Source organism: Streptomyces sp. NPDC002853, from assembly GCF_053591915.1.
In genome coordinates this window covers 79,696-94,921 of record NZ_JBSFUS010000015.1, presented here as the reverse complement: position 1 = coordinate 94,921, position 15,226 = coordinate 79,696, and the positions used below count along the sequence as shown (strand labels likewise).

General features: G+C 72.3%; 16 protein-coding genes and 2 pseudogenes. 11 read left to right on the top strand and 7 right to left on the bottom strand.

The window, feature by feature from the left end; translation table 11 throughout:
* The first annotated feature begins 90 nt into the window (after positions 1-90).
* Both ACWD02_RS35715 and ACWD02_RS35710 read left to right on the top strand, forming a co-directional pair.
* Positions 91-993: an RNA polymerase sigma factor SigF gene (locus ACWD02_RS35715; protein ID WP_451218757.1), complete on the top strand. Its 903-nt coding sequence runs from the start codon at positions 91-93 to the stop codon at positions 991-993.
* A gap of 124 nt (positions 994-1,117) precedes the next feature.
* The gene (locus tag ACWD02_RS35710; RefSeq protein ID WP_451218754.1) at positions 1,118-1,513 is read left to right on the top strand and encodes an STAS domain-containing protein; all 396 of its coding nucleotides are present in this window, start codon (positions 1,118-1,120) and stop codon (positions 1,511-1,513) included.
* Between the two features lie 5 nt (positions 1,514-1,518).
* Here the strand turns inward: ACWD02_RS35710 and ACWD02_RS35705 are convergent.
* Positions 1,519-1,866: pseudogene (locus ACWD02_RS35705) on the bottom strand (FtsX-like permease family protein); the annotation flags it as partial.
* Here ACWD02_RS35705 and ACWD02_RS35700 point away from each other — a divergent pair.
* From ACWD02_RS35700 to ACWD02_RS35680, 5 genes and pseudogenes are all read left to right on the top strand, one after another.
* Positions 1,865-2,176, top strand: a pseudogene (locus tag ACWD02_RS35700) (response regulator transcription factor); the annotation flags it as partial. The pseudogenes ACWD02_RS35705 and ACWD02_RS35700 sit on opposite strands and share 2 nt — an antisense overlap.
* 521 nt (positions 2,177-2,697) lie before the next feature.
* The gene (locus tag ACWD02_RS35695) at positions 2,698-4,206 is read left to right on the top strand and encodes an FUSC family protein (protein ID WP_451218751.1); all 1,509 of its coding nucleotides are present in this window, start codon (positions 2,698-2,700) and stop codon (positions 4,204-4,206) included.
* A gap of 204 nt (positions 4,207-4,410) precedes the next feature.
* Positions 4,411-5,169 carry a GAF domain-containing protein gene (locus ACWD02_RS35690; protein ID WP_451218748.1) on the top strand — a complete coding sequence of 253 codons (759 nt, stop codon included), beginning with the start codon at positions 4,411-4,413 and terminating at the stop codon, positions 5,167-5,169.
* Positions 5,141-5,533, top strand: a complete 393-nt coding sequence (locus ACWD02_RS35685; RefSeq protein ID WP_451218745.1) for a DUF2267 domain-containing protein — start codon at positions 5,141-5,143, stop codon at positions 5,531-5,533. Before ACWD02_RS35690 ends, ACWD02_RS35685 begins: the two co-directional genes overlap by 29 nt.
* A gap of 87 nt (positions 5,534-5,620) precedes the next feature.
* Positions 5,621-6,184: a VanZ family protein gene (locus ACWD02_RS35680; RefSeq protein WP_451218742.1), complete on the top strand. Its 564-nt coding sequence runs from the start codon at positions 5,621-5,623 to the stop codon at positions 6,182-6,184.
* Positions 6,185-6,230: 46 nt separating this feature from the next.
* On the opposite strand, the gene ACWD02_RS35675 is transcribed toward ACWD02_RS35680, so the two are convergent.
* Positions 6,231-6,683 carry a DUF6003 family protein gene (locus tag ACWD02_RS35675; protein WP_451218739.1) on the bottom strand — a complete coding sequence of 151 codons (453 nt, stop codon included), beginning with the start codon at positions 6,681-6,683 and terminating at the stop codon, positions 6,231-6,233.
* Between the two features lie 108 nt (positions 6,684-6,791).
* Positions 6,792-7,637, bottom strand: coding sequence for an RNA polymerase sigma factor SigF (locus tag ACWD02_RS35670; RefSeq protein ID WP_451218736.1), 846 nt, complete (start codon positions 7,635-7,637; stop codon positions 6,792-6,794).
* A 211-nt stretch (positions 7,638-7,848) separates the two neighbouring features.
* On the opposite strand from ACWD02_RS35670, the gene ACWD02_RS35665 reads away from it, so the two are divergent.
* The 4 genes from ACWD02_RS35665 to ACWD02_RS35650 all read left to right on the top strand — a co-directional run bounded on the left by ACWD02_RS35665 (position 7,849) and on the right by ACWD02_RS35650 (position 11,206).
* A complete protein-coding gene (locus tag ACWD02_RS35665; RefSeq protein WP_451218733.1) occupies positions 7,849-8,283 on the top strand; it encodes an ATP-binding protein in 435 nt (144 codons plus the stop codon).
* 82 nt (positions 8,284-8,365) lie between these two features.
* Positions 8,366-8,599, top strand: a complete 234-nt coding sequence (locus ACWD02_RS35660; RefSeq protein ID WP_451218730.1) for an XRE family transcriptional regulator — start codon at positions 8,366-8,368, stop codon at positions 8,597-8,599.
* A gap of 183 nt (positions 8,600-8,782) precedes the next feature.
* Entirely contained in the window at positions 8,783-10,078 is a 1,296-nt protein-coding gene (locus tag ACWD02_RS35655; RefSeq protein ID WP_451218727.1) for a nitric oxide synthase oxygenase, read from the top strand.
* A gap of 72 nt (positions 10,079-10,150) precedes the next feature.
* Positions 10,151-11,206, top strand: coding sequence for a lactonase family protein (locus ACWD02_RS35650; RefSeq protein WP_451218724.1), 1,056 nt, complete (start codon positions 10,151-10,153; stop codon positions 11,204-11,206).
* Positions 11,207-11,299: 93 nt separating this feature from the next.
* Here ACWD02_RS35650 and ACWD02_RS35645 read toward each other — a convergent pair whose 3' ends face one another.
* The 4 genes from ACWD02_RS35645 to ACWD02_RS35630 form a co-directional block, all read right to left on the bottom strand.
* Positions 11,300-12,244: a sirohydrochlorin chelatase gene (locus ACWD02_RS35645; RefSeq protein ID WP_451218721.1), complete on the bottom strand. Its 945-nt coding sequence runs from the start codon at positions 12,242-12,244 to the stop codon at positions 11,300-11,302.
* 156 nt (positions 12,245-12,400) lie between these two features.
* The gene (locus ACWD02_RS35640; RefSeq protein ID WP_451218719.1) at positions 12,401-13,399 is read right to left on the bottom strand and encodes an N-acetylglucosamine kinase; all 999 of its coding nucleotides are present in this window, start codon (positions 13,397-13,399) and stop codon (positions 12,401-12,403) included.
* The gene (locus tag ACWD02_RS35635; protein ID WP_363206507.1) at positions 13,396-14,073 is read right to left on the bottom strand and encodes a uracil-DNA glycosylase; all 678 of its coding nucleotides are present in this window, start codon (positions 14,071-14,073) and stop codon (positions 13,396-13,398) included. The genes ACWD02_RS35640 and ACWD02_RS35635 overlap by 4 nt, the downstream gene beginning before the upstream one ends.
* Before the next feature lie 33 nt (positions 14,074-14,106).
* Entirely contained in the window at positions 14,107-15,198 is a 1,092-nt protein-coding gene (locus ACWD02_RS35630) for a WD40/YVTN/BNR-like repeat-containing protein (RefSeq protein WP_451218714.1), read from the bottom strand.
* Positions 15,199-15,226 lie beyond the last annotated feature (28 nt).

Here is a 15,226-nt window from a genome sequence, read left to right as displayed (position 1 = left end):
TCACGGGAATGTAACGGGAGATGGCGGGTAGGAGCCCGTGCACAGCGCGCTCTCGTACGGAGGGCGCCATCTGGACCGGGAGTGACGACGGTGGCCCCGACGACCAGCAGCACAGCCTCCACGATGTCGTACGCCGAACGACATACCGCCGGCCCCGACTTCACCGCCGCCGAGCCGACGGACACCGAGCACCCCCCGCCGTACACCGGGCCGAACAGCGGCAGCCGGCGCACCGCCGACATCCGGGCCCTCTCCAAGGCGCTGTTCGCCCGCATGGACGAGGTGGAGGAAGGGACACCCGAGCACGCGTACGTACGCAACTCCCTGGTGGAGCTGAACCTCAACCTCGTGCAGTACGCGGCGCATCGGATGCGCTCGCGCGATGAGTCGTTCGAGGACGTGGTGCAGGTCGGCACGATCGGTCTGATCAAGGCGATCAACCGCTTCGACCTCGAGCGTGGCGTGGAGTTCACCACCTTCGCGCTGCCGACGATCATGGGCGAGATCAAGCGTTTCTTCCGCGACACCACGTGGGCGGTCCGCGTCCCGCGGCGGCTGCAGGAACTGCGCCTCGACCTGGTCAAGGCCACCACCGACCTCGAACAGGCCAACGGCCACGCCCCGACCACGGCCGAACTCGCCGAGCACCTGGACCTGGACGAGGCCGAGATCAGCGAAGGTCTCACCGCGGCCAATGGCTACACCACGGCCTCCCTGGACTTCCCGGCCGACGGCGTCGACTCGGACGACACGCTGGCCGATCACGTCGGCTACAGCGACCCGGCACTGGACAAGGTCGAGGACCTGCACTCCCTGAAGCCGCTCATCGCCGCGCTGTCGGCCCGCGAACGCAAGATCCTCGCGATGCGCTTCGCCGCCGACATGACGCAGAGTGAGATCGGTGCGGAGCTGGGAATCTCCCAGATGCACGTCTCGCGCATCCTCAGCCGGATCCTCGGACGGCTGCGGGCCAAGCTCGTCGACAAGAGGTAGACGGCGCGGGCCAGAGCGGGCCGGGACGGGCCAGGAGACGGGGAACAGCGGGGCACGCGCCGCACGGAGCTGTTTCGGGAGAGGCCACTGGGCTGATCTCGGTACGATGGCTCATGGGGGTGTGATGTCCACTGAGACCCATCGCCTGACCATCACCGAGCTCGCGAGTTGCTCCGACTCCGCGGTGCTGCGGGTCAGCGGCGAGCTCGACCAGTCATGCGAGGAGTACTTTCTGCGTACCCTCGGCGCTTCCGTCGAGGCCGGGCACCGGCATCTGGTCCTTGACGTGACGGCGCTGATGTTCTGCGACTCGCGCGGACTGAACTGCCTGCTCGCCGTGCGCTGGCTGCTCGCCCGCCGCGAGGGCAGACTGCTGCTCGCGGGTGCGGGCCGACGGCTGTCGGAGATGCTGACGCTGACCGGCAGCACGGAACTGCTCCCCGGCCACCGCACGGTCGGCCACGCCCTGCAGGCACTCCCGGCCGACCAACGCCCCCAGTGGCCGCCGGCCGGGCCCTGAAACCCTCACTCGGTACGCAGCGCGGTGGCCGTACGGGTCCGTGCCGCCCAGGTCGCGGGGAGCAGTGCGCCCAGGAGTGCGATGACGACCCCCGCGAAGCACAGGAGGACCAGCCGCGGGGTCGCGTAGACGTCCAGGACCGAGGGCGGCAGACCGGTGCCCGCCGCGCGCCCCATCGCGGGCAGCACGAAGTCGTGCAGCGCGAACCCGGCGGGCACACCCACGAGACCGCCGGCCAGGCCGATCCCCGCGACCGAGGCCAGGACGAGCCCCACGGCCTGCCGCGGTGACATGCCGATCGCCTTGCAGACGCCGAGGTCGTGGACGCGTTCGCGGGTGTCGAGGACGACGGAAGGGCTGCTCGCGCCCACCATCACCCGCCGCCTCATCGAACGCTTCGCCACCCGTGAGGAGAACGAACCGGCGGCCCTGCACCGCGACCTGTCCGGCCTGACGCCCCGCGAACCGGAGGTGCTCCGGCTGCTCGCGACGGGCCTGAGCAACGCCGAACTCGCCGACCGCCTGTTCCTCAGCACGACCACCGTCAAGACGCACATCGGCCGCATCCTGTCGAAGCTGGACCTGCGCGACCGTGTCCAGGCCGTCGTGCTCGCCTACGAGACCGGACTGATCTCACCGGGAGGCCGTGATGCGGGCACCTGAGCGGATCGTCGCCGCGGGGTCGCCGCGGTGACGGAACGCGGCGTACGACGGCGGGACACTGCTGCTCGCGGTCGAGGGCTCGGCTCAGTGACGCCCTCGGAACTTGCCGAGCATCCGCCTGGCCTGGGCCCGCTTCCTGGGATCGGATGACGCCCGACGGGCCTGTTGGATCGTGCGCTGCCCTTGGGGGCTCCGGACGAACTGCTTGATGCGGTTGATGACTCCAGGCATGCCGACTCCTCGAACTCGAGACCTGTCAGTTTAGGACGGGGCTCTCGGCGAGTACCCCGGTCGGCGGGAGGTACGCCGTGGGCCGCCGTGCCCGCCCCCGAATGATCCGTTGGCCCTCCCGTGGTACGGCGTGCAGGCGGAGGAGTGGGCCAATGGTCCAGTGCAATCGCTGCCGGTTGAGCCAGTCGGGCTCCGGATGGTGAAATGTTTCTGTCGATGGCGCTGCGGATCCCCGCGGCGCCTTTTTCATGCGGGCAGGTCGAGCCGGACGCGGAAGGGGCGGGGTAGCCGTGCTGAAGAGGGTGTTCGTGGCGCCGGATCCGGGGCGGGCGCGGTTGCGGTTCGCGGTGCGGGCCGTCATCGGCATCGCCCTCGCGGTGACCGTGTGCGGTCTGGCCGGGCACTCGCTGGCCGCGGCGATCACCGGTGGGCTCGCGGCGCTGCTCGCCCTGTTCACCGTGAGCGACCCGACGGTGAAGGGGCAGGCCGTCACCACTCTGCTCCTGCCGGTGGCCGGGTTCCCCGTGCTGGCGCTCGCGGCCGGGCTGCACGACGTGCCCGTGGCGCGCGACGTCGCCTTCCTGGCCGTGATGGGCGCGGGCGTGTACGCGCGGCGGTGGGGGCCGCGCGGACACTCGCTCGGCGTGTTCGCGTTCATGATGTTCTTCGCCACGCAGTTCCTGCACACGGGGCCGGGGCAGCTGCCCGAGCTGTTCGCGGCCATCGTGCTGTCGCTGTGCGCCTCCTCGGCCGTGCGCTTCGGGGCATGGTGCTACGAGCGCCGCCTGCCGCCCGCTGTCGTCCCCGCGCCGCCGGGCGGCACGGGACTGGCGAGGACGACCACCCGCCAGGCTGTCCAGGCGACGCTCGGCGGCGCCTTCGCGCTCGCGGCCGGTCAGGTGCTGTCCCACGAGCGGTGGTACTGGGCCGTGGGCGCCACCTGGTGGGTCTTCGTGAACACCGCGTCGAGCGGGGAGACGCTGGTGCGCGGCTTCCGGCGGGTCCTCGGCACGGTCATCGGCATCGGCGCGGGCTTCGTCCTCGCGGTTCCGCTGCACGGCGCTCCGGTGCCCTCGGCGATCATCGTCGCCATCAGCGTCTTCGGGATCTTCTACACCGCGGCGGTCTCCTACACCTGGATGATGCTCGCGGTCACCGTGATGGCCGGGGTGCTCTACGGGCTGCTGGGAGTGCTGAACCCGGGGCTGCTCGCCCTGCGGGTCGCGGAGACCGGTGTGGGGGCGCTCGGCGCCGTCCTCGCCGTGCTCCTGGTCCTGCCCGTCACCACGCACGCCACGACCAACGCCTGGATCGAGCGCGCCCTGCGGTGCGTGCACGCCTGCACGGCGGAGGCCGCGGCCCGGCTCGCCGGCTCCGAAAGCGCCGACCCCGCGCCGCTCGTCGCCGAGCTGGAGCAGCTCCTGGGGAAGGTGCGGTTCTCGCTGGCTCCGCTGGTGCACCCGTTCAGCCCGCTGCGGGCCCGCAAGGAACGCGCCCGGCAGGTGCTCGCGCTGCTGGACGCCTGCGCCCGCGAGGTGCGCGGTCTTGCCTCGATCGCCGCCGACCCCGAGGCCTCGCACGACGACCGGCTCGCCGCCGCCTGCTGGCGCGTGGAGGCCGCGGTGGAGGCGCTCACCGCTCCGGAGTCCGCGCGAGGCCCGGCCGCCGACGCCTCCGCCCTGCCGCACCCCGCCACCGTGGAGCCCGTACTGGCCCATCTGCATGGCCTGGAGAAGGCGCTCGTCGAATTGGCCGTGCCGCTGCGCAGTTCGACCCGTACGCCCCTGATGGGGGCCTGAGCAGGCAGCTTTCCCTCAGTCGCGGAGGCCGGAGCGACCATGCCGGTCGACGGCTTCGACCGTCGACTCCGGCCGGCGAGACATGAGTCGGCCCATCGCGTGGTAGACGAACTTCCGCTCCTTCGGGCGCCGGGCCCAGCCGTGCGCCTCCGTCCCGGGGGTGCTGCCGGACCTTGAGGCGCGCGACTGAGAGGGATGCTGACCATGCCGGAGGAATCACCGTCGATCGTGCATGACGTGTCGGTCGCGGCAGCCGTCGGGCGACGCGCGCTGCCCAACCGGCTCTGTACCGCCTTCACGCAGTCGCTGGGCGCGCAACGCGCGGCCCTCTCCTGGCTGCCCCGGCTCGAACACTGGCAGCTCCTGCACGCCACCGACGAACCGGCCCTGCAGGCCGAGGCCGCACAGTTCACCCGCGCCGACGGCCCCTCGGTCAGTGCCGCGCTGGGGATGCAGCCCGTGTTCGTGCCGGACCTTCGCGACTACCCGTGCCGCACCGGACCGCCCCTTGCCGAGGAACTGCCGGGCACCCGGCGGGTGCTCGCGCTCCCGCTGCACGCCCGGCACACACCCGTCGGTGTGCTGTGCCTCTACTACACCGAGCGCACCGACGTGACCTCCGACCACATCACCCACGCGCAGCGCGCCGCCGCCCTGGCGCTCGAGGCGCTGCTGCGCTGGCGGCCCGTGCACGACGCCGGCTCCGGATGCCGGCGCCCGGTGTGGACCACCAGTACGCGCGCGGCCCGCTGGGAGCGCATCCACAAGGCCGCGGACTACGTGGCCGCCCGTCAGGAGTGCGCCGTGGCCGAGGGGCTGGCGTGGCTGCAGAAGGTGAGCGCGCGCGACGGCCTCTCGCTGCTCGACGTGGCCGACACCGTCCTGCAGCCGTCCCGCGCCCACCACGACGGCGTGCCGGGGGAGGGGAACGGCCATGAACGAGCCCGTGGAAGTGCTGCTTGACCGAGTCCGGGAACGCGGGGGTTACGCGGAGCGGCAGCAGGCCGCCGGAGCGGTGCAGAGCGTCCTGGAGGTCCTGGGCGAGCACCTGGTGGGGGACGACCGCACCGACCTCGCACGCCTGCTGCCCCGGCAGTGCGCAGCGCTGCTCACCGAGGGCTCACCGGCCGACGAGCCCCTGACGCCCGCGGCCTTCGTCGCGGCGGTGGGCGCACGCATCGACGTCGACGCGCGGCAGGCACGCCGTGCCGTCACCGCGGTGCTCGCCACCGTCGCGGAAGTCGTCGACGATGCCTTGCTGCGCCGCGTCATCACGCAGCTTCCGCCGGGGCACGCGGGTCTGTTCGGCCGTACGGACCCCGTGTGATCCGCGTGCGGAAAACCGACCGGCAGCGGATCCACCGCACGCGCGAGGGAAGACGCAGACACAACACCCCCTGAATGGAGGCTCGTGATGGCACGGACAGTTCCGCAGGGCAAGGCCACCAAGGAAGCAGGAGGCCGGAGCGCTCCTGGTACGGCGCCCCCGCTCTCCGGGTGGGCGCGCGCGATGGCCATGCTGCTGGCCTTCGCGGGAACGGTGGTCTTCGCCGTGCTGCTGGCCCGGCTGACACTGGAACCCTCGGTCGCCTCCGAGTCATTGACGCACAGCAATCTGCGCCCCGGTGACTCGATCCGCGACTACCTCGACCAGCCCGCGTTCCGGGACACCGTCAAACAGCTCGGCGGCAACATCGTCCTCGGCCTGCCGTTCGGCATGCTGCTGCCGGTGCTCGTGCCGCGCGCCCGGGGACTCATACGCGTCATAGCCGTCACGGCACTGGTAATGTTCCTCGTCGAGCTCGCCCAGGGCTTTTTGGTCACCGGGCGAGCCTTCGACGTCGACGACGTGCTGCTCAACACCACGGGCGCCGTGCTCGGTTACCTGCTGATCGGCCGCAGGCTCGGCCGCGCCGTGCACCCTCGGCGCCGGCATTGGTGGCACCGCTTCACGAAGCGGACCACCGACGCCGGCTGACCACACCGATCGCCGGTCGCCGGGCGAGGACGACTGAACAGTCGAGTCAGGCGGTCAGGCGGCCGATGTCCTGCGGGTCGAGGCCGGTGAGCCGGGCGATTCGGGGCGCGGGGATGCCCGCGGCCAGCGCCCGGTGCACCAGGGCCTCCCAGTCCTGCGTCGTCTCCCGGTACTCCAGGAGTTCGCCCTCCATGTCCGTGACGGACTGCGGCGCACACTCCTGCTGGACCCGCAGCGCCTCCTCCTCGCTCAACGGCACGAGCAGGCGTTCGGCGTCCTCGGGGATCAACGCCTCCGATTCGGCGGGCAGGATGCGGACCAGCTCGGACGAGGCCGCCGCGTCGTGAGCCTGGAGCCAGCCGTGTACGGCGGGGGTCTCCGCGCACTCGAGGGCGCCGACGGCGGCGAGCGCCGTCCCCAGCCGGGGGTGCCGCTCGGGGAGGAGGAAGAGGTATGCGTCGTCGGCCATCGTGGGGGAGTCGCCTTCTCGATCGGACATCAGCGGTGCACTGAATCAAACATCAGCGGTGCACTGATGCTAGCGCCCGCAGGCGGCCCGAATCCCGCCCTCGTCCCGCCCTCTTCACGCCCTTTGGCCACGAGGGCGTCAGTGTGTGGTGAGCATGCCCTCGCGCAGGCGGGACAGGGTGCGGGAGAGCAGCCGCGAGACGTGCATCTGGGAGACGCCGAGGCGTTCGCCGATCTGCGACTGGGTGAGCTCGTCCACGAATCGCAGGCGCAGGATCTGCCGGTCGCGCTCGCTGAGCCGGGCGAGCAGCGGGGACAGGGCGTGGAAGTCCTCCACGAGCTCCATGGCGGGGTCCTCCGCGCCGATGAAATCGGCGAGGGGCGCCTCGCTGCCGTCGCGGTCGCCGTGCAGCGTCGCGTCCAGGGAGGTGGAGTTGTAGCCGTTGGCCGCCGTGCGGGCCTCGATGACCTCGTCCTCGGTGAGGTCCATCAGCTCGGCCAGCTCGCTGACCTTGGGGGCGCGGCCGAGGCGGGTGCTGAGCTCGTCGGTGGCCTTGGCGAGTTCGACGCGGGCCTCCTGGAGGCGGCGCGGAACGTGGACGGCCCAGGAGGTGTCGCGGAAGAACCGCTTGATCTCCCCGACGATGTACGGCACGGCGAACGTGGCGAACTGGACCTCGCGGGAGAGCTCGAAGCGGTCGATGGCCTTGATCAGGCCGATCGTGCCGACCTGGACGATGTCCTCCATGTCGTCGCCGCGGTGACGAAACCTTCCTGCGGCGTACCGGACGAGCGACATGTTCATCTCGATGAGGGTGTTGCGGGCGTACTGGTGCTCGTGCGTGCCCTCTTCGAGCGTGGCGAGACGGGTGAAGAACAGCTTCGACAGGTCGCGCGCGTCCTTGGGCCCGATCTCCTGAGGAGAGACGATCTCCGGCAGTTCCGCGATGTCCGTGCCCGTGGATGTACCGGTGGCCGTTGTCATGATGTCCCTCCCCTGTCCGCCGGCCCTCCGTCGTCCCCCGACCGGCCGGTGAAGCGCACGTACCCGCACGTCGGCGCTTCATGCGCGTCACTTTGCAACAAGATCAGTTTTCTGCCGGAGCGTTACAGACCCCGTATACCGGGCAAGTGTGCATCTCGGACAGCGGCCATCCCACATTCGGACTGAGGTCAACCCCGTACGAGGAGGGCTCATGAGGACGCACGGGACGCGACTGGACACAGGTCCGTCGCATCTGGACACCGGACCGTCGGACGGCGCGGTTTTCGACAAGCGGCCGGAATCTGTCGCCCACGCCCGGGACTTCGCACGCGCTTTCGTGGACGGGCTCCGCCCGGCCATGCAACCCCAGGACGTCGTGAGCATCGAGCTCGCGGTCTCCGAACTCGTCACCAACGTCGTACGGCACGCGCGCGGGACATCGTGTTCCCTGCGCCTGCAGGCGGAGCAGGACGGGGTGGCCGTGACGGTCGGCGACGCCGATCCACGACCGCCGCAGGAGCGGGCGCCCGACCTGGCGGGCGGCACCGGCGGATTCGGCTGGCCCATGGTCCAGCACATGGCCAGGACGGTCACCGTGACCAGGGGGCCGAACGGCAAGACCATCCGGGCCCTGCTGCCCCGCTAGCGGCCGCCCGCGCCGCCGCGCGGCGCACGCCGTGTGCGCGGGCATACGGAATGAGAGCGCGCGGGCGGGGCAGGAGAGGTCAATGGACGACCTGTCTCAGCTACTCCAACAGACCATGCGCCGCCGTCATCTGACGCCGCAGGCGATCGCGGACAAGACGGGGATCCGCACCCCACGCATCCGGGCCTTCGCGGAGGACGGCGCCGAAGGGCCCGTCCGCCCGACCGACGAGGAACTGGCCGAACTGGCCGGCGCCCTCGCACTGCCCGCCATCAGAGACGCCGCGCGGCACACGGCCGCGGCAACCTCCACCTGAGCACGAAGCCCGCGCCGACCTGCCGTTCGCGGTCGCGGAGTGGACACTTCGCCCACGTCTGAGGCATGTTCACCGGGCACATACAGGGTGGATCACCCCGTCGATGGGGTAGTCCCGCGGCTAACAGACGCGCGGGCCGCGCGGGAGCGGTCCGCGCCCCGGCGCCGCCCCTGGGGGTGCACCATGCGGAACTTCCTGCGCAGGCCCGGATACGGGACTTCTGCGGACCGCGATTCGCGGGGTGCCGACATCCCCGCCGACCCCCATCAGCGTGCCGCCGACACGGGCTGCCCGGAGCGCGCCGCGGGTCACGAGGAAGCGGGCCACGAGGATGCGGATCACGAAGCCGCAGGCCAGGACGAGGCCGCCCTGCGCCGGGCCGCCGCCGAGTTCATCCGGCTGCACCACACCGAGGCCGGTCACGGTGATCCAGGGCCACGGATCGCCCAGGTATTCGCCGAGATCGCGGAGACGGGGACGTACCGCCACACCCACGAGGAACTCGTGTTCGGCGCCCGGCTCGCCTGGCGCAACGCCGCCCGCTGCATCGGACGCCTCTACTGGCGTTCCCTGCGCGTCCTGGACCGCAGGGAGCTGACCCGAGCCGAGGACATCGCCGCCGCGTCCGCGGACCACCTGCGGGAGGCCGTCGGCGAAGGGCGGCGGATCAGGCCCCTCATCACCGTCTTCGCGCCCGACGCGCCCGGCCGCCCCGGCCCCCGCATCTGGAACGAGCAGCTCATCAGGTACGCCGGATACTCGCGCCCCGGCGGGACGTTCGTAGGGGACCCGCGCAACGCCGGGATCACCGCCTTCGCGCGGGGCCTCGGCTGGCCGGGCGGTCCCGGCACCCCCTTCGACGTACTTCCCCTGGTCGTCCAGGGCGCCGACGGCGCGCCCCGCTGGTTCCGGCTGCCGCCCGACGCCGTGCTCGAAGTGCCCCTCGTGCATCCGGAGTACGCCTGGTGGGCGGGTCTGGAGCTGCGCTGGCACGCCGTGCCCGCGCTGGCCTGCATGTGCCTGGAGATCGGGGGAGTCTGCTATCCGGCGGCGCCCTTCAACGGCTGGTACATGGGCACCGAGATCGGCGCCCGCAACCTCGCCGACAGCGACCGCTACGACCTGCTGCCGCGTGTCGCCGAACGGCTGGGGCTCGACACCGCCAGCGACCGCTCGCTCTGGAAGGACCGCGCCCTCGTCGAACTCAACCGTGCGGTCCTCCACTCCTTCGATCGGGCCGGTGTGACCATCGCCGACCACCACACCGAGTCCCGGCGCTTCCTGACCCACCTCGGCCGCGAGGAGAGCAAGGGCCGCACCGTCGGCGCCGACTGGTCCTGGATCGTGCCGCCCCTGTCCGGCAGCGCGACTCCCGTCTTCCATCGCACGTACGACCTGGTCGAGCGGCACCCCGCCTACGTCCACCACCCGGCGGCGCTCGCGAGGACGCGCGGCGAAAGCCACGGCGCCCTGGTCTAGACCGCCTGCTAGCGTCTGCCGCACGAGCGCCCCTGAACTCGGTGCTCGGTCCGCAGTCGAGAGGGGAACGCAGTGGTCGGCAGGCACGGCGACAGCCAACGTGCGTACATCGGGTCCTTCACCGCGGCGGGCGGCGCCGGGATCCTCACCGCGGCCGTCGACCCGGACAGCGGGGCGCTGACCGTTCTCGGCGCCACCGAAACCGTCGCCGACCCCTCCTACCTCGCGCTGTCGGCGGCGGGCGACACCCTCTACGCCGTCAGCGAGACCACCGACGGGGCCGTCGTCGCATACCGCCTCGACGGCGACAAGCCCGCGCAGACCGGGCCGCCCGTCGCGGTCGGCGGGGACGCGCCCACCCATCTGGCCCTGCACGCCGGACACGTTCTGACCGCCAACTACGGCTCGGGCAGCGTCAGCGCCGTGCCGGTGCGCTCGGACGGCAGCCTCGCGTCAGCCCCCTCCGGCGTCCTTGCGCACACCGGATCGGGGCCCCACCCGCAGCGTCAGCAGCGGCCGCACGCCCATCAGGTCCTGCCCGATCCGAGCGGCCGGTGGCTGGTGAGCGTCGACCTCGGCACCGACTCCGTACGCGTCTGTGAGCTCTCGGCGGCGGGTGAGCCGACCCTGCGCCGCGAGATCGCGCTACGGCCCGGCTCGGGACCGCGGCACCTCGTGTTCCATCCGCGCGGCGACCGCGCCTACGTCCTGAACGAACTCGCCCCCACCCTCACGATCTGCGCCTGGGACGCCGCCGAGGGGACGCTCAAGCCGCTCGGCGAGGCGGCCGTCCTGCCGGGCCCCACGGACGGCGACGGCGAGGCCTTCCCCTCCGAGGCCGTCATCGCCCCCGACGGCCGCTTCCTGTGGACCGCGACCCGCGGCCAGGACGTCATCTCGGTGCTGGCGCTCGACGAGGCGGGGACGCGGCCGCGGCTCGCCGCCACCGTGCCGTGCGGCGGCCACTGGCCGCGTGACCTGGCCATCGATCCGTCGGGGCGGTTCCTGTACGCGGCCAACGAGCGCTCCGGCGACGTGACATGGTTCGCCGTGGACCCGGAGACGGGCATCCCGCGGCGCGCGGGCTCGATCGAGGCGCCGGCCGCCTCCTGCGTGATCTTCAACTGAGCCACCGCGCCCGCACACGCCGATGGGCCCGCCCCCTGCATCAGGGGGCGGGCCCATCGGCGTGACGGCATCAGGTCTGCCGGCGCGGTGCGGTCAGTGGACCGGCGCGCCCGACGGCTGCTGCGGGGCGATCCCGAGCGCCGACGTGTACTTGGAGAGGGCGAGCTTGCCGATGGCCGGGTAGGCGCCGAGCGACTCGGCGACCGAGCAGCCGGCCTCCTTGGCGGCGGCGTCGAGCAGGCTGCCGTCGATCTCGGGACCGATCAGGTACGGGGCGAGCGCCAGCTGCGTGGAGCCGGAGCCGCGCAGCTCCTCTGCGGTGTTCGCGATGGCGCCCTCCTGGTCGAGCGCGGCGGCCATCACCGGCACCGCGAGGCGGGCCGCGAGCAGCATGCCGGTGATCCCGGCGGCCTGCACGGCCTCCTCGCCGCCGACCGTGGCGAGGACGATGCCGTCCGCCGCGGTGGCCACCGTGAACAGGCGGGCGCGGTCGGCGCGGGCCAGGCCGGCCTCCGACAGGCGCACGTGCAGTCCCTCGGCGAGCAGCGGGTGCGGGCCGAGGACGTCGGTCAGCTCGGCGGGGGCACGGCTGTCCATCACGGCCTGGCGCACGCGCCGCATCAGCGCGTTGTCGGGGCCCGCGAGGAGGGGGACCACGACGGCGACCGGACCGTCGGGCTCGGCGACGTCCGCCCCCGCGGCGCGCGCCTGCTCGAAGCGCGCGGTGCGCTCGGCGGCGGCGTGCGCGAGCACGGAGTGCAGCGAGGGGAACTCCGGGAACGAGGTGACCGTGGCGTCCTCGGCCCCGTCGAGGTACCCGATGCGGGCGTCGAGGCCGGGCAGCTCGGAGCGGGCGATGCTCACGACTTCCTCGGCGAGGCTGCGCGTGGCGCTGCTGGGTACGCCCGGTACGGCGAGAACGAGCGCGGGCGCGTTCTCGGGAGCCGCCACGGGCTCCGGGCGGCGGTGCCGCCCGGGCTGGCGGGGTCGCGGCATTCGTACGGGCAGGCCTGATGCGGGCCCAGTGGAGGAGCTCATGGCGCCGCATGCTACTGGTTTCGAGGGCTTCGCTGTTCGGGGAGGGTACAGGTGGGCGGTATAAGTCCGCTTTTGTCTTATGAGTTACGTAAAGCTCGACTGTCATATTCCGGAGTGGTCAATTCCGGAGTGGTCGACTGCCCTCCGGCAGGCGCGTCACCTGCCCTCCAGCAGGTGCACGGTCAGCATGCGCGGGTCGATGGGCAGCCGCAGCCGGTCCGCGGCGAGATCGGAGGCGATGCGCACCGCGCCGTCCAGCGGGTCACCGGCGGCAGGCACGAGCCGCACGTGCCGCAGCAGGTCCCGCAACTCCGCGCGCACCGGGCCGAGCAGCGCCCCGCCCATCTTGAACAGGCCACCGGTCAGGGCGACTTCGGGCACCTCGCCCTGGTCCACCGGGTCGCACGCCGGGCAGACGGCGGCGGCTGCCTCGGCGATGTGCCGGGCGGCGTCCCGCAGGATCGCGCCGGCCACGGGGTCGTCGGGGGCGCAGCGCGCCACCTCGGGTGCGAACGAAGCGAGCATCGCGGGCCGGTCCGTGCGGGGATAGAGCCGGCCGGGCAGTCCCGGCGCCGGGCCGAAGAGCTCCTCGGCGCGGGCGAGCAGCGCCTTCGAGCCGTTGCGCCTGCCGTCGAAGGCCCGCATCGCCGCTTCGAGCCCCGCCCGGCCGATCCAGGCGCCACCGCCGCAGTCGCCGAGCAGATGACCCCAGCCGTCGGCGCGGTGCCAGGCGGTCAGGTCCGTGCCGATCGCGATCATGCCGGTGCCCGCGGCGACGACCGCGCCGGGACGGTCGCCGAGCGCGCCCACGTACGCGGTGACGCCGTCCGCGGCCAGGGCCAGGCGCCGTACCCCCAGGGCTCGGTGGAGCGCCCCCGGCAGCCGCGCGCGCAGGTCGTCACCGAGGCTCGCCATGCCCGCCGCGCCGATGGCCACGGCGGTGACGCGCCCGCCGCCCGCCCGTGCCAGCAACTCCTCGGCCATGGGCAGCAGTTGCCCGGTGAAGTGCTCGGCGTCGATGCCGCGCGCGCCCGTGCGCACCGGCTCCTTCGAGCTCGCCGGGGCCGGGAGGGACGCACCGTCAAGGCCACCGAGGGCGACCCGCATCCCGGAGCCGCCCGAGTCCACCCCGAGGACACACGAGGTGTCCGTCACGGAAGCCGCCAGTCCACCGGCTGCCCGCCCTGCTGGACCAGGAGGTCGTTGGCCCGGCTGAAGGGGCGCGAGCCGAAGAAGCCGCGGTCCGCCGACATCGGCGAGGGGTGCGACGACTCGACCGACGGCAACGGGCCGAGCAGCGGCCGCAGATTGCGCGCGTCGCGCCCCCACAGGATGGAGACGAGGGGACGGCCGCGGGCGGCGAGCGCCTTGATGGCCTGCTCGGTGACCTCTTCCCAGCCCTTGCCCCGGTGCGCGGCAGGGCGTCCCGGGGCGGTGGTGAGCGCCTTGTTGAGCAGCAGGACACCCTGTTGCGTCCAGGGCGTCAGGTCGCCGTTCGACGGCTGCGGGAGATTCAGGTCGGAGCCGAGCTCGCGGTAGATGTTGATGAGACTGCCGGGCAGCGGGCGCACCTCGGGCGCGACCGAGAACGACAGACCCACCGCGTGCCCGGGGGTCGGATAGGGATCCTGGCCGACGATCAGCACCCGCACCTCGTCGAAGGGCTGTTGGAACGCGCGCAGCACGTTCGGCCCGGACGGGAGGTAGGTGCGTCCCGCGGCGATCTCCGCGCGCAGGAAGTCTCCCATCTCGGTGATCTTCCCGGCGACGGGTTCGAGGGCCTTCGCCCAGCCCGCCTCGACGATTTCATGCAAGGGTCGTGGTGCCACGGCGTCACCCTACTGCCGTGACGGGGGCGTCGATCAACCGATGGCCGCCGCCCTCACGCACAGTACGTCGGGCAGATGGGACGCCAAATCCCGCCAGCTGTCCCCGTCGTCCGCCGACGCGTACACCTCGCCGTTGCGATTGCCGAAGTAGATGCCCGCGGGATCCTGGCCGTCGCTGCACATCGCGTCGCGCAGCACCGTGCCGTAGTGGTCGCCCGCCGGGAGGCCCGCGCTGAGCGGCTCCCAGCTCTTGCCCGCGTCGGACGTGCGGTAGACGCGACAGCGGTGGTCGGCGGGGACGCGGTCCATGTCGGCGTTGATGGGAAAGACATAGGCGGTGTCCGCGCGGTGCGGGTGGGCGACGGCGGCGAAACCGAAGTCGGACGGCAGGCCCTCGCCGATGTCCGTCCAGTGCCCGCCCGCGTCGTCGCTGCGGAACACGCCCCAGTGGTTCTGCAGATACAGGCGGTCCGGGTCCACCGCGTCGCGCGCGACCTTGTGCACGCACTGGCCGAACTCCGGGTTCGGGTCCGGCAGGAAGACCGCGGAGACGCCGTTGTTCGACGGGGCCCAGCTCTTGCCGCCGTCCTGGGTGCGGAAGACGCCGGCCGTGGAGACGGCGACCGTCACCGCGTCCGGGTCGCGGGGGTCGGTCAGGATGGTGTGCAGGCCTTCGCCACCGCCTCCCGGCACCCACTGGTCGCGTGTGGGGTGCTCCCAGAGCGGGCGCACGAGCTCGAAGGTCTCGCCTCGGTCCTGCGATTTGTACAGGGCGGCCGGTTCCGTGCCCGCGTACACGACGTCCGGTTCGGCGGCGGCCGGGTGCAGTTGCCATACCCGCTCCAGGGAGGCCTCGGTGTCCTTGGGGAACTTGACGGCTGCCTTGGACGGCTCCGTCCAGGTCCTGCCGAGGTCGTCGGAGTGGAAGACGGACGGACCGAAATGGGAACTGTCGCCGCCCACCAGAAGACGCGGGGCGCTGCCACGGGTGTCGATGGCCACCGAGTAGATGGCCTGGGCGTTGAAGTACGGGCTGTCGTCGAACTGCCAGGCGTCCGTGCCGGCGCGCTTGCGGCCGATGAAGAGGCCTTTGCGGGTGCCTACGGTCAGGATGATCTCGGCCATGGTGAGCCACCTCCGGGACGTCGTTGTC